Below are 13765 nucleotides of genomic sequence, written 5' to 3'. Positions count from 1 at the left end.
GCGGTCCTATCTCTCGAAAAACGGAAGCGCCGTGCTCAGCGGCTGCGGGCGAGGCAGCTCACATACACATCGCAAAGGTGTTTGATGGTGCGGATGTCGGTGATCATCACGTCCTCGTCCTGGAACGGATCGACGCCGAGCTCTTCTTCCAGGTTGGCGATCAGGCCGGCCACCATCATCGAAGAGAACCCGAGTTCGTCCACGATTTCGGTGTCGTCCTTCAACGCCGGCAGGCTCAGGCTGCGTTCCTCGGCAATTTTTCGGATGACCTTGTCGATCACACTCCTCACTTCGCTGCTCATCATGCAAATCTCCTGTTCAGACTGTTAGGCCGCCGTCGACGACGAGCGTTTGACCGGTGATGAAACCGGATGCATCGGAAAGTAAAAACCGCACCACGGACGACACGTCGTCCACCCGGCCCAGGCGGGCCAGCGGGGTCTGCCGCACCAGGCGGGCTTTTTGCGCCTCGGTCAGCTCGGACGTCATGTCCGTTTCCATGAAGCCGGGCGCGACCGAGTTGACGCGGATGCCGACCGGCCCCAGCTCCTTGGCCATGCTGCGGGTCAGGCCGTCGAGGGCGGCCTTGGTGGCGCTGTACGCCGCCACGCCCTTGAAGCCGCGCACCCCGACCACCGAGGAGACGTTGAGAATCACGCCGAACTGGCCGACCATCATCTGCTTGACGCAGGCTTGCGCCAGGTTGATGGCGCCTTCCAGGTTGACCTGGATCATGCGCGCCACTTCCTTGCTCTTCATCATCGTGAGCAAGCCCTCGTGGGCCATGCCGGCGCTGTTGACGAGGTAGCCGACGCGGCCGAGCTTGTCTTTCACGCGGCGCAGATAGCCGCCCAGCTGGCCGTCGTCGCAGATGTCCAGCGCCTCCCAGTACAGCCGGCCTTCGCTACGCATCAGCAATTCGTCCAGTTCGGGCGTGCTCTTGCGGCTGAAAGTGGCCACGTGGTAACCGTCCGCCAGCAGGCTCTTGCAGATGCCGAACCCCAAACCCTTGCTGCCGCCGCTGACGACAGCGACTTTCTTTGCCAATTCCGACATGGTCATGCTCCGTGTGTGGTTGTTGCGGGTAATGGCTTATCCAGGCGAATCTTCTTGAAGCGGGCGCCGACCAGGCTGTCGTCGTCGCCGATGGTGATGAAGCCGGGCACCTTGAACGGCGCCAGATGGCGCTGGCATTGCTCGATGACGCGCTTCTTGAAGGTGGCGCTGTCTTCTGCCTGGTCCAGCAGAAACTCGGCCCAGACCATCTGGCCCACCACCGGACTCTTTTTGGCGCGCACCAGCACGTCCCTGACGTTGTCGATGGTGAGAAGAAAACTCTCCACTTCAATCGGAAAGACTTTCTCGCCGGCGACGTTGATGATTTCCGACTCGCGGCCCAGGATGTGGAGGTACTCGCCATCGACCTCGACCCGGTCGCCGGTGTTGTACCAGCCGTCCGCATCGAAGGGGCTGGGCGCGTTCAGGTAGCCCAGCATGGCTTGCGCGCTCCTGATCCACAGCACGCCGTCGCGCACCTGCACCTCGAAGCCCTCGCCGCCGATCTTCATCCATCTGGATGTGGAATCCTTCGACCTGGTGGCCAGGATGCCGAGCTCGGACAGGCCGTAGGTCTGCTTGAGCAGCACCCCCGGCAGCGCGCTGTGCAGGCTCGCCAGCGTCGAGGCCGGCATTGCTTCGGTGCCGTAGGTAATGACCTTGAGCGAAGACAGGTCGAACTGGCGCTGCACCCCCGACATCAGCAGCATGGTCAGGAACGACGGCGTGGTCGGCAGCAGTTCCACCCGGTACTGCTCGATGCAGGCGCAGATATCCCTGGCCTGGCGCGAGGCGCAGGTGACGATGGTGCCGCCGTTAAAGATCACCGAAAACAGCGTGTTCAGGCCGCCGATGTGGTCGAGTTTCAGGAACAGCAGCGTACGGAAGGCATCGCGCACCTTGCCGCGAAACTTTTGCGTCATGCGTTCGTAGTCCAGCAGCACGGCCTTGCCCTTGCCGGTGCTGCCCGAGGTAAAGATGACGACACCGGGCCGCCCCGCCGCCACCATCGGTTCCAGCAAGCCATGCAGCGGGCCTGGCGGGAGCGCCCGGCAGGCGACGCTGGCCGGGCCGATCTCACCAAAGGCCGGCACCGTCACCAGCCTGGTGGCGCACACGGTAAGCAGGCGTTCGTCGAACAGGCTGCGGTCGTCTTCGGACAGGGGAATCACGATGCAGCCGGCCTCCACCAGCGCCTGCAGCAGCGCCACCACGTCGATGTGGTAGTGCGAGACCAGTCCCACCCGCTCGCCCGCCGTCACGCCCCACTGCGCCACAGTGGCGCGCCACAGCACCACCTTGTCGAGGAACTCGGCATACGTGACAGCGCCCGATTCGTCGATGGCGACCAGGCGCCGGCCGAACTGCGCCAGCCGCTCGCCCGTCCAGTTGATTGCCGCCGCCATCATTTGGCCAGGCCTTCATCGATGAAATCCAGGCGCGCATTGCGGTATTTTTCCTGGCGCAGCAGCTTGGGGTTGTCGACGGTCAGCATCTTGTGGATTTCTCCGGGGGCGCCCAGGTTCAGCAGGAACTTGGGAAACGCACCGCCCATGTCCATGTCGTTGACGAATTCCACCTTGATGTTGCCGTCCCCCACCGGGGTGTAGCGCCACACGTTGTGCACATGCGAAAGGCGCACGCAGCAGTCGTTCGGGGCGATCCTGTTCGGCACAGCGATATTTTCCAGGGTCAGCACCTTGCTCGCCGGGTCCTGGGTCAGCTGGCCTTGCAGCAGGATTTCGCGCGGCGAGAACGGACCCGGCATGCCCAGGGTCCACATGGTCACATTGCTCTGGGTCTTGGGGTTCCAGGGTGTCAGGATCTTGTAGCTCAGGCAGCCAGGCACCCACCTGGCGCAGTCGTCCTGGATGCTGGTGTCGAGCAAGGGCGCCAGGTGGTTGCTGAGGGTGAATTCCTTGGTCTGCATCACTGCCCGGATCTTGAGCATCGTCGCGCCCGGCGCCTTGAGGGTGTAGACCTGGGTGCCGCCCTCGTCGATCTTGAGCTCCCACTGATTCGAACCGGACAGTATCCACAGCCAGTTGGCGAAAAAGCTCAGGACGATCAGGCCCAGCAGGAACTTCAGGGTGTTCTTCAGGTAACGCCGCAGCCGCGACGGGCCAGCCTTGCCGTGGGCCGCTGGAGCGACCGCTTCGGCCATCGGTGTGGTGATTTGCGCTTGCATGTTTTCTCCCGGTGTTGGTTTAGTCGGCGGACAGTTCTTGGATGTTGGCGAGGCGCGCATCGCGGTACTTGGCCATGTTCATCAGGCCTTGCATGCCGAGCAGGATTTCGTGGGTGCCGTAGGTCAGCGCCGGGTTCGCCAGGAAGTAAGGCAGGCCGCCGATGTCGGTGTCCTGCATGAATTCGATGTCGAGTTCGCCGTTTTTCAGCGGCGTCAGGGTCCAGTGGTTGTGCAGGTGGGTAATGCGCACGCAGCAGGCGTCGCGGGGAATCCGGTTCGGCGCGGCGATGATGTTGATGTCGAGCTTTTTGCTGACCGGGTCCTGGATGTGCTCCTGCAGCAGGACGTATTCGCGCGTCTTGAGGCCCGGAATGTCGAACTTGAACTGGACGAAGGCGGCGTACTGGTTCGGCATTGTCGCAATCGGCTGGATTACGCTGGCGTCGTAGCACTTGGCGTCGACGCAGCTTTCCAGGTCTTCCAGCAATTTCACCATGCCCGCCAGGCTCGACTTGATGCGGGTGGCGGCCTTGATCCGGACCAGGTCGGTGCCGGGCGTCTTCATGGTCCACACCTTCACGCCCTCCTTGTCCATCGCCAGCTCCCATGCGTTCGAGCCGGAGCGGTTCCAGAGCACGTGCGACAGCGCCAGGATGACGGCCAGCGCCAGCAAACCGTAGAGGGCAAAGCGGGCGAAGCGGGCGAAGCGGCTTTTGCGCTTCGGCGTTGCCGGCGGCGCCGCGGCGGCCGGCGTGACGTCTTGGGTTGGTGTCAAGGTTTCCATTGAGGCTCCGTAGAGTGAGTGAAATGAATCGTCGTTCCCGCAAAGGCGGGAACCCAAGTTCGTCGTGTAGCCATCGGCTGTGCCTGGCGCGCTTACAGCGCCTTCAGGAGGTGCCTGGAGAGATAGCGTCCCATGCTGACCAGGGTCACCGTGGGCGTGCCGCGCATGTCGTCGGGAATCACCGATCCGTCGCACACGTGCAGGTTGCGAAATTGCGTTTCCAGCTTGTGATCGACGTGCTCGCCGATGCTGAGCAGGCCCCCTACCCGTCCGGCGGCGGTCAGGCCGAAGTCGACGATGTGCCCGGCGCCTGCCTGCTTCAGGATGCGGATGGCGGCGTCCTTGCCCTTGTCGAGCTTGGCGATGTCTTCCTTGTCGAAGTCCTTGAAGAAGCGGCCGTCTTCCTTCAGCCGGCCGGACAGCTTGTCCTTGACCTTGACGCCGATGCCGATGCAGTCGGAAAAGCCCATCAGGTGGCGCAATTTCATGCCGCCGATCATCATCGGCCGGTGCAGGGACTGGGGAATGTTGGCGTCGCCCAGTTCGATGCCGTCTTCGTACACGCAGCCCATGCTGCCCACGAAGCCGCTGCTGGCGTTCAGTCCCGGCACCAGTCCGTAGATGGCATAGCCCGGATTGCAGTAAAAGCCGCGCTGGCCGATGCCCTGCACGCCGCTGTCGCGCAGCAGCTTCGGGCTTGCCAGTTCGCCCGCCGCCACCACGATCCTGGCGCCGTAGGCCCGCTTGATCTCGGAGCCGAACATGCTCTTTTTGACCCGGTATTCGACCCCCACGGCCACCTTGTCTTCGATGATGATGGACAGGACCGTGGCGCGGTTGACCAGCGTGGCGCCCTGGGCGACGGCGTCGTCGACATAGCTTCTGGCTTTCCATTTGGCGTCGTACGAATAACCGGCGCCGCACTTGGACAGGTCGACCAGCATGTCGTTCTTCAGCCAGGCGTGGCCGAGCGCGTTGGCGCTCTCGCGCAGCTTGATGGCCTGCGATCCGAGCAGGGAATCGGGCACGGGAGCGATCGGCAATTCCTTGCGTACGGCATCGAGTTCCTGCGACAGGTCGATGCCGACCTTGCGGAAGGTTTCCTCCTGCGGGTAATTGACGACCCCGAAATACAGGCTGGTCGAGCCGCCCGTCGTCAGCGCCCGCACCGTGGACAATTTATCGTCGCCCAGGAATACCTGGTCGGCGATGGTGGCCAGGCCCATGAAGCTCTCTTTCAGCACCGTATTGCCGCCCCGTTCGAGGATCAGCACTGTCTTGTTCTGCCGCGTCAGCTCCCTGGCAATGGTCGCTCCGCAGGTTCCCGAGCCGATCACGATGGCATCGAATTCATTGTCTTTTTTGATTTTCATGTCTTTCCCTGGAGAGAATGGCGCCGTTTAAAATTGGTACTGGACCCTGAACACGATCTGGTCGCGCTGGCGGAAGGTCACCAGCTGGCTCTTCGGATGCTGCGCATCGATCAGGTGGGCATCGATGCTGAACGTGGTGTTGTCGTTCCATTTGTACGAGGTACGCAGGGACGACTGGATGCTCGAATACGGCCTTGAGCGGATCGTCAGCCAGTTCACCGACAGGTTGTCGTTCATGAACAGGAAATTCGCATTCAAGACCAGCGAATTGGCGTTTTTCGGAATCCCCATGATCGACTCGCTCCAATCGCGCACATGGCTGTTCACCGCTTCCAGGCCGATGGTGTTCGACTGCCCCAGCGCGTACGTCACGCCGAGCGAGGAATCGACCACGTCGCGGTCGGTCAGGCCGCCGCCCAATTCGGCAAAGTCCTTGGGCGTCTTGTAGGCCGACTCGCCCTTGACCAGAAAATGCCCGCGCGTGTAATTGAAGGTCACTCCGGCCAGGCGCGTGCGCTGCCGGGAACGCAGCAGCTCCATCTCGCCCGCCGCGTTGACGCCGGAAACGCGCACGCCGTAGTTGTTGTCGATCAGGCTGGCGGCCATGAAGCTGATATCGCTCTTGCCGAAGGTCTTTTTCCAGCGCATCCCGAATTCATGGTCGTTCGCGCCCGATTCCTCTTCGGTGATCGACACCGTGCCGTTGAACGGATAGGTGTCGTAGGCGGAACGCGGCGCCGCGTAGCGATTGAACTTCGGCTTGGGCACATAAAACAGGCTCAGGTCCCCATAGCTGGTGAAGTGATCGACGCTGACCATCATCTGGCCGAGGCGCGATTCCTCCAGCGGCACCAGGAACAGTTCCGAATAATTGCGCGGACTGACTTCATCGGTGATCGCGCCCGCTTCCGATTCGCCCCAGATGATTTTCTGGATGCCCACCTTGACGCTGGTCTGGCCGCCGGCCGCGCTGTACTGCAAAAACGCTTCAGGCGTCATGGTGTCGAACAGGGTGCTGCGGTTCTCGGCACGGGCGCGGTGATCCTTTTTCCAGAACCCGTTCAGTTTCGAATCGAGCTGCACGTAAAAACTGTCGAGGAAGAACTTGGCGTACTCCAGGCGCAACCAGCTGCGCTGATTCACCACGCCCTTGTCGCCCCGTACCAGGTAAGCGCCCTGGTGGCCCAGGGTGGTGCGCAGGGCCCTGGTGACTGGATTGACTTTGTCGTCTCCCGACAGATCGATGTTTTCGGACGGCGCCAGCTGCGCGGCGCTCGTTGCATCCTGCGCCAGCGCCACGGAACCGAAGGCAAGGCCGCACGCAAGATATGCTGCTCGACAATGAACGTTCATCCGGTGACAGCCTATTTAGCCAGGCGGGCGCGGTACTCGGCCAGGCTGCGCTCGCGGAAGGCGAAGTCGGTCAGGCCGCGCTGGCTCAGGAACTCGTCCGGCACCTCGGTGTTGTGGCGCATCGCCATGTAATCCATCTGGCTCACGCGCGACGAGGAGCGGTTGTTGATCACGACCTTGAGCATCACGTTCACGCCGTCGATATTCTTGATGTCGGTCTGGGTGCGCTGCTTGTGGATCTTGCCGTTGCGGTAAAGGTCTTCTTTCAGCGGCAGGTGGGTTTCCTTGTCGATCCACGAAATCACCTTGCCGTAGCTGGTCTTGCGGCCCTTTTCCTCGGTCGGCATCATTTCGATGACCCAGGCCGGACGGTTCTGGTAACTGGTCTCTTCCAGGATCCTGTAGGTGTATTCGTAGATCTTGCGGGCCTCGGGATTCTCGGTGGTTTCGACCGAGAATTCGGAGCCGAACACGCTGCCGGCATCGTCGTCGCTGGCAATGACGCGATTGACCTTGCCCAGCGCCGGCAAATACAGCCAGTTGTCGTTGTCGCGATTGCGTTCGCCGTATTCGTAGACCAGCAGGCTGGTGCCTTTGTCGCTGACCGGCTCGCGCACGATCAGCAGCGATTTATCGTTGTATTTGCCGTCGACGACGGCGCCTTTCTTGATGTTCTCCGCCACCACCACGCGCGGCTTTTCCGAGCACTTCACATTGCCGCCGGCCAGCATGTATTTGCAGGTCGTGATTTTCACGCTGGCCAGCTGGGTCGAATAGGCGGTGCGGGTCGCGTGATCGACCTTGGCCATGATGGCGTCGGCCGATTCGGTCGATGCCGCCATGACGGGCGCCAGCGGAGCGATGGCGGCCAGCAACATGATCGGCAGGTTGGTCTTGATGAATGTCATACAGTCCTCTTGATTCGTTGGTCGTTGAGTCGCTTGGTCGTTCGGTCGATCCGGGTCAGTCGGCACTGGCGGGCGCCAGTTCGGGGGCGACGGCGGCCGGCGCAGCGGCGCCCACGGTATTGAATTTCAGCTTGAACACCAGGATCATCGCGGGCAGGAAAAACAGGTCGTTCAACAGGCCGATCAGGATCGCCATCGACCCGAACAGGCCCAGGTTGGCCATGCCGGTACCGGAAGCGAAGGCCATCACGCCGAATCCCAGGCCGAGAATCATGGTGGTGAACACAATCGACTGCCCGGTATCGGTAATGGTCGTATGCAGCGCGCGCCGGATATTCCCGTCGATAATCACTTCGTTGCGGTAGCGCATGATGAAGTGCACCGTGTCGTCCACCGCGATGCCGATGACGATCGGTGCGATCATCATGGTGGTGATATCCAGCGGTTTGCCGAGCAGGCCCAGGGCGCCATACGCCAGGATGGCCGGAATCAGGTTGGGAATGAGCGCGATCGCGCCGGCTTTGACGGAGCCGAACAGCATCAGCAGGATCACGCTGATCAGAATCAGCGCCAGCCCGAAGCTTTGCAGTTCGGAGCGGGTCAGGTAATCGGCGCCCTGCATCATCAAGGCCAGCACGCCGGTAATCGATACCTCGGCCTCGGGATAGCTGCCGCGCAGGGTCGCGACCGACTGGTTGATATCCTTGCGCATCGCATCCCAGGTCTTGGCGTACTCGTAGGAACCGGCGTTATACAGGCGCACGCTGATATGCGATTTATCGAAGTTATCCGACACCAGCTTGCGGCGGTCGTCCGGATTCGACTGGTTGAACAGGAATAGCGTCTGCGATACCGTCGCCTCCTTTTCCGGAATGACGTACATCTCTTCCCGGCCCTCGTTCAGGGTTTTATAGGAGTGCTTGACCGTATCGACCAGGGACGTGGTCTTGACCACCAGGTGCCCGTACTTGCCCTCGATGGTGCGCTGCAGCTGCTCCACCGTGCGCAGCACAAAGGGATCGTGGAAAGCGTTGTCCTTGCCCAGGTCGAGGAAGATTTCCATGCTCTGCGCGCCCATCATGTTCTGGTCCACCACCTGCACGTTGCGGCGGATGGGCGAATCGAGCGGGAAGGAACCGACAGGATCGGTGTCTACCTTGGTCAGCATGGCGCCGTACACGCAGACCGCGAACAGCGACACGAACATGGCAATGAAGCTGAGCGGGCGCTTTTCGACGGCCGGCAGCACCTTGTCGAGCTGGCGCGCGACAAAGCTGGCAAGGTCGGGGACCAGGCGGCCGATGGCGGCGGCCAGCCCTGCCCTGGGCGCCTGCACAGCAAGTGTCGGCGCCCAGATGTCCAGCATCAGCGGCAGCAGGTACACCGAGAACAGGAAGGGCAGCGCCACGCCCAGTGCGCACATCAGGGCGAACACCTTGATCGGCACCACCGGGGTGATGCTCAGCGCCAGCACCGCCACGATGTTGATGATGCTGGTCAGCAGGCAGGCGACCGCCACGTGGCGAAAGCCCGTGCGCAGCGCTGCCGCGTGGTCCTGGCCCTCCCTGCGTCCCGACAGATAGCCTGCCAGCACGTGCACGGTGTCGGCCACCCCCACCGCCAGGGTCAGCATGACGGCGATCATCACGAAGGAGGTGATCGGCAGGCCCAGCCAGGCGGTGATGCCGGTCATCCAGATCACGCTGAGGACAACGATCACGACCGGCCAGACGACGGCGCTCAGCGAACGGAACAGGAACCACAGCAGCAAGGTGATGATGCACAGCGCCGCCACGTTGAGCATGCCCATTTCCGTGACCATCGCCCAGTTGAACTCGGCCATGGCGGTGCTGCCCACCGGGAAATACTCGAAATGGCGGGCGTAGGCCGGCTTGTTGAGCACGCTTTTGACCGCGTCCATCAGGGCGATGTAGTCGGGCATGTCGGTCGGCTTGAACTTGGGGCGGCGCTCCTTTGCCGCCGCGCCCGGGTCGTCGAAGGTCAGGTCCGAGAAGGCCAGGTCGGCCGTGGCGACTGCGGACTCGACCGGAATCGCGCCGAAGTTGGTCTCGACCATGATGCCGCCGTACTTGTTGTCTTTCGAGAAGTACAGCAGCGGGAAGCTCTTCTGCGACAGGGCCACCCTGCGGATCTCGTCGAGTTCGGCCTGGGTGCCAGGAACGGTGTTGCCGACCAGCTTTTTGGAGATCAGCGCGTCCTGTTCCGCCCGCAACACCGGGGCATTGATCAGCGAGGTGACCTTGACCACATGGTTCAGCGGCGAACTGTCGCCCTCCTTCACCGCCGCCACCTTCGCGGCGAGCTCGTCCTGCATCGCTTTCAGGGTCTTGAGCGAGGCTTCGGAAAACACATTGCCGTCTTTCGGCTTGTAGACGATGTACAGATGGTCGTCGCTGCCGAACTCATGGTGGAACCAGTCGAAGGCAACGATGGTCGGGTCGTCCGCTTCGAACCAGCCCTCGATCGAGGCATCGAACTTGGCCCGGCCCAGGCCGGCGAACATGAAGGCCGTCGCCAGCACGAAAAACAGCCAGGCGAGGTATTTACGCTTCCTGAGCTGGTCGGGAACGTTCCCGAAGTAAGCGATCAGGGTGTTCATCAAACGCTTCATCGATTTCTCCAAAAGGGTTGAATCAGGCGCTTACAGTCAGATGCTGACGACCAGCTCGTCCACGGCTGCGGACTTGCCCGCCTTGCCCGGCTTGCCGCCGAGGGCATGGATTTTTCGTGCGAGCTCCTGCACGGACGCTTTCTCGATCAGCGAGAAGTGATCGCCCTTCAAGGGAAAGATGCGCACCGGCACCGAGGCGAATTCGCCCCAGCCGTAGTCGTTCGGCACGCCCTTGAAGCCGTCCATGGCCTTGAGCAGCACCACATCCACCTTTTGCGTGAGCGGCAGCGGCTGGTAGGCGCGGCAGGCGTGCTCGCTCGCCGTGGCGACGTTGAACGTGGCAACGAATTGCTCGCGCGGCAAGGCGTGGCCGAGCATGACCAGGCTGTCGTACAGGTAGTCGCTGCGCTCGCCTTCGGGGATGCGTTTCAGGGTCTGGACGTCGAGCTCGACATGGCCGCCGAGCGAGCTGGCGAAGTTCTTGAACACCGCCACCACCATGTCGTCGATGGCTTGCCCGCCGCGCGCGGTCGGGCACAGGCTGTCGAGCAGGATCAGGGAAGCCACCTTGTCCTTGCGCGCCAGCAGTTGCCGCGCCATCTCGAAAGCGACCACGCCGCCGTTCGAGTAACCCAGCAGGCGGTAGGGACCGCGCGCCTGCACCGTCTTGAGGCGCTCGATATTGAGTTCGGCAATCTCTTGCACGCTGGTCATGGGCGCCAGGCGCCCGTCCAGGCCGACCGGTTCCAGGCAGTAGAACGGTTGCTCCTTGCCCAGCGCGTGGCTCAGTTGCTGCAAGGACAGCGCATTCCCGCCAGCGCCTGGCATGGCGAAGATCGGCTCGCGCTCGCCCTTGGCCTGGACCGCAACCAGGATCTCGGCCGCTGCGCGCGCGGGCGTCGGGCGCGCGGTCTCCGGGTAGCTGTGCGCCAGGTAGGCCGACAATTGCGCGATGTCGGGGTGCCGCAACACCTCGCCAGGCGACAGGTGGCAGGCCAGCAAGGCATCGGTGCGGGTAATCAGCTCGGCGATGCCGACCGAACTCATGCCCAGCTCGACCAGCGGCTTGCCGGTCGCGATCTGCTCGACCCGTTGGCCGAGCTGGCGCGCCACTTCCTGCCTGAGGAACAGCGCAATCTTCTGGCTGCGGTCCATCGGAGCGGCGTCGGCCGCATGGTCGCGATGCGCCACGGCGGCGGGCACAGGCAGATCGACCACGGGGGCGGCCACGCTGTCGATCCAGTAGCGCTCGCGGGCAAAGGGATAGCCGGGCAGGGACACCGGGCGCATGGATGCACCCTGCCACACCGCCTCCCACGGCATCGTCACGCCGTTCACCCACAGCTGCGCGACCGGTTTCCATTGGCGGGTCCGGATGCCTTGCGTCAGGGGCGCCAGGGCCATCTCGGCCGTGATCAGGGCGGCGACCGGCTGCTTGTCGCCCTGGGCGGCGCTGCCCCGGAAGATCTCCTTCGCGTCCAGTCCCAGCGGCGCGCGCTGGCCGGCCTGGCGCACCAGGGCCAGCTTTTCCAGCAGTTCGGCGCGGTTGGCGGCGACGATGGCCAGGCGCTCGTCCATGGCCGCGCGCCCCCTCTGCGCGGTATAGACGATGTTGCCGAAGTCGACGTCCCGGGCACGCGTCAGGCAGGCGATGAGCTCGTCCACATAGGCGGCAAGACGGCCGGGTGTCTTTGCGGACAGCACGAACAGCTGTTTACCGTCGGCATGCGAGAGCGCGGGCGCAGCGGCGGGAACGTATTCTTCCAGCAAAATATGCACATTGCTGCCGCTGTCGGCGAAGGAATTGACACCCGCCCGCAGCGGTACGCCAGCTTCGCGGATGTCGGCAAATGGGATGGCTTTGCTGGCGATATACAGAGGATGCGCGGGGTTGTCGATATCGATGAAGCTGCTGACAGTCTTGCAGGAAATCGTGGCCGGGAACACCTTGTGATGCAGCGACAGCGCCAGCTTGATCACATTGCTCACCCCGCTGGCGGCCTCCACATTGCCGATGTTGCCTTTCACGCTGCCGAGGGCGCAGCGTTTTTCGCCGGGGCGGCCGCCTTTGAAGGCATTCTTCACCCCTTCGTACTCGAAGGAATCGGCCCATCTGGTGGCGTAGCCGTCGACCTCGACGTAGCGCACGGTGGCGGGATCGATCGCGGCCTGCCGGTAGCAGGCGCCGAGCACGTCGGTGATCGATTCGTGCTTCATCTCCGACTGGCTGCGCGCCGCGCCCCGGAAATTCTGGTGGCAGGCCTTGATGACGGCGTAGATGCGGTTGCCGTCGCGCTCGGCGTCGTCCAGGCGCTTGAGCACGATCGCCGCCACGCCTTCGCCGCGCGTAAATCCCTTGGCCTCGTTATCGAACACGCCGCTGCTGCCGTCCGGCGACAGCAGGCCGTACTGCGACGATGCGATGTAGTCGCCCTCGAACAGGTTCAGCGACACGCCGCCGGCGAGCGCCGCGTCCGACTCGCCGTTGACCAGCGAAAAGTAGGCGCGGTTGATCGCCACCGCCGACGAGGCGCAGTTGACATTGAACGACTCGCTCGGCCCGCGCAGGTCGAAGGCGAACGAGACACGGTTGGACAGGTAGTACGAGGGACTGGACGAGCTGAACAGCGGGCCTGCTTGCGCCTCCCGATTGCCGCTGTTGCGCAGCAGCTGCTCGTATTCCGAGTATTGATAGCCGACGAAGACGCCGGTCTTCGATCCGGCCAGGGCGCCCATGTCGATCCCCGCATCTTCCACGGCGCGGTAGCTTTCCTGCAACAACAGGCGCTGCTGCGGGTCCATCATGGCCGCTTCCTGCACGGGGATATTGAAAAACGCCGGATCGAAGCAATCGACGTCGTCGACCAGTGCACCCCATTTCGACACCGTCTTGCCGGGCTGTGGGGTGTCCGAATGATGCTGCTCCCACTTCCAGCGCGACGCGGGAATTTCCCGGGCGCTGTTCTTTTCGCCCAGCAGGTTGTCCCAGAAGGCGCGCGCGTCGGGCGCGTCCGGCAGGCGGCAACTGATGCCGACGATCGCCACATCCTGCGAGCGGGCCGGCGCGGCGGGCGCGTCCGCCAGGCCGATGCCGTAGTGGCGCAGCAGGTCGCTGGTGTGATCGGCCAGCAGCGCGTCGGCCATGGCGTCGACCGAGGCCAGCCCCATGTGCGACAGGTCGACCGCGTAGGTCTGGTTGATGAAGCCGAGCATGTCCGGCGCCGCATCGGCGCGCGGCAGCTGCCGGTCCACCAGGCCCGCCAGGTCCGACAGCGTTTCCACGTCCACGAACAGGGCGGGCGTGAGCGCGATGCCGAATTCGGCGTCGATGTTCTCGATCAACTCCATCATGATCAGGGAATTGATGCCCATCGTTTCCAGATGCACATCGATATCGATCTTCTCCGCTGGCAACTTCAACGTCGCCTCGATGATGCTGATCAAACGATTCAAGACATTAGCGTTGGACAC

The 13765-nt window shown here is 63.0% G+C and carries 10 protein-coding genes; all 10 read right to left on the bottom strand.

The window, feature by feature from the left end; translation table 11 throughout:
- Positions 1 to 35 precede the first annotated feature (35 nt).
- Entirely contained in the window at positions 36 to 305 is a 270-nt protein-coding gene (locus tag EJB06_RS04685; RefSeq protein ID WP_126072826.1) for an acyl carrier protein, read from the bottom strand.
- A gap of 13 nt (positions 306 to 318) precedes the next feature.
- Positions 319 to 1056: an SDR family NAD(P)-dependent oxidoreductase gene (locus EJB06_RS04680; RefSeq protein WP_164557813.1), complete on the bottom strand. Its 738-nt coding sequence runs from the start codon at positions 1054 to 1056 to the stop codon at positions 319 to 321.
- 2 nt (positions 1057 to 1058) lie between these two features.
- Positions 1059 to 2465 carry an ANL family adenylate-forming protein gene (locus tag EJB06_RS04675; RefSeq protein ID WP_126072824.1) on the bottom strand — a complete coding sequence of 469 codons (1407 nt, stop codon included), beginning with the start codon at positions 2463 to 2465 and terminating at the stop codon, positions 1059 to 1061.
- On the bottom strand, positions 2462 to 3244 hold the full coding sequence (locus EJB06_RS04670) for an SRPBCC family protein (protein WP_126072823.1): 783 nt from the start codon (positions 3242 to 3244) through the stop codon (positions 2462 to 2464). The genes EJB06_RS04675 and EJB06_RS04670 overlap by 4 nt, the downstream gene beginning before the upstream one ends.
- Before the next feature lie 19 nt (positions 3245 to 3263).
- A complete protein-coding gene (locus tag EJB06_RS04665; RefSeq protein WP_126072822.1) occupies positions 3264 to 4019 on the bottom strand; it encodes an SRPBCC family protein in 756 nt (251 codons plus the stop codon).
- Positions 4020 to 4120: 101 nt separating this feature from the next.
- The gene (locus tag EJB06_RS04660) at positions 4121 to 5401 is read right to left on the bottom strand and encodes an FAD-dependent oxidoreductase (protein ID WP_126072821.1); all 1281 of its coding nucleotides are present in this window, start codon (positions 5399 to 5401) and stop codon (positions 4121 to 4123) included.
- A gap of 27 nt (positions 5402 to 5428) precedes the next feature.
- The gene (locus EJB06_RS04655) at positions 5429 to 6754 is read right to left on the bottom strand and encodes a DUF1302 family protein (RefSeq protein ID WP_126072820.1); all 1326 of its coding nucleotides are present in this window, start codon (positions 6752 to 6754) and stop codon (positions 5429 to 5431) included.
- Positions 6755 to 6765: 11 nt separating this feature from the next.
- Entirely contained in the window at positions 6766 to 7662 is an 897-nt protein-coding gene (locus EJB06_RS04650; protein ID WP_126072819.1) for an outer membrane lipoprotein-sorting protein, read from the bottom strand.
- Positions 7663 to 7717: 55 nt separating this feature from the next.
- Complete coding sequence (locus tag EJB06_RS04645) at positions 7718 to 10294, bottom strand: efflux RND transporter permease subunit (protein ID WP_126072818.1); 2577 nt, start codon at positions 10292 to 10294, stop codon at positions 7718 to 7720.
- A gap of 36 nt (positions 10295 to 10330) precedes the next feature.
- Positions 10331 to 13765, bottom strand: coding sequence for a beta-ketoacyl synthase N-terminal-like domain-containing protein (locus EJB06_RS04640; RefSeq protein WP_441295156.1), 3435 nt, complete (start codon positions 13763 to 13765; stop codon positions 10331 to 10333).

This window comes from Massilia atriviolacea, from assembly GCF_003953935.1.
GTDB classification, from domain to species: domain Bacteria; phylum Pseudomonadota; class Gammaproteobacteria; order Burkholderiales; family Burkholderiaceae_D; genus Telluria_A; species Telluria_A atriviolacea.
Note: the sequence above shows the minus strand (reverse complement) of the source record. Positions and strands in the feature narration are given on the sequence as shown.

Coding starts and splice junctions, on each gene's coding strand:
- EJB06_RS04685 (WP_126072826.1), bottom strand. CDS start 305: ATGATGAGCAGCGAAGTGAGGAGTGTGATCGACAAGGTCATCCGAAAA.
- EJB06_RS04680 (WP_164557813.1), bottom strand. CDS start 1,056: ATGTCGGAATTGGCAAAGAAAGTCGCTGTCGTCAGCGGCGGCAGCAAG.
- EJB06_RS04675 (WP_126072824.1), bottom strand. CDS start 2,465: ATGATGGCGGCGGCAATCAACTGGACGGGCGAGCGGCTGGCGCAGTTC.
- EJB06_RS04670 (WP_126072823.1), bottom strand. CDS start 3,244: ATGCAAGCGCAAATCACCACACCGATGGCCGAAGCGGTCGCTCCAGCG.
- EJB06_RS04660 (WP_126072821.1), bottom strand. CDS start 5,401: ATGAAAATCAAAAAAGACAATGAATTCGATGCCATCGTGATCGGCTCG.
- EJB06_RS04655 (WP_126072820.1), bottom strand. CDS start 6,754: ATGAACGTTCATTGTCGAGCAGCATATCTTGCGTGCGGCCTTGCCTTC.
- EJB06_RS04650 (WP_126072819.1), bottom strand. CDS start 7,662: ATGACATTCATCAAGACCAACCTGCCGATCATGTTGCTGGCCGCCATC.
- EJB06_RS04645 (WP_126072818.1), bottom strand. CDS start 10,294: ATGAAGCGTTTGATGAACACCCTGATCGCTTACTTCGGGAACGTTCCC.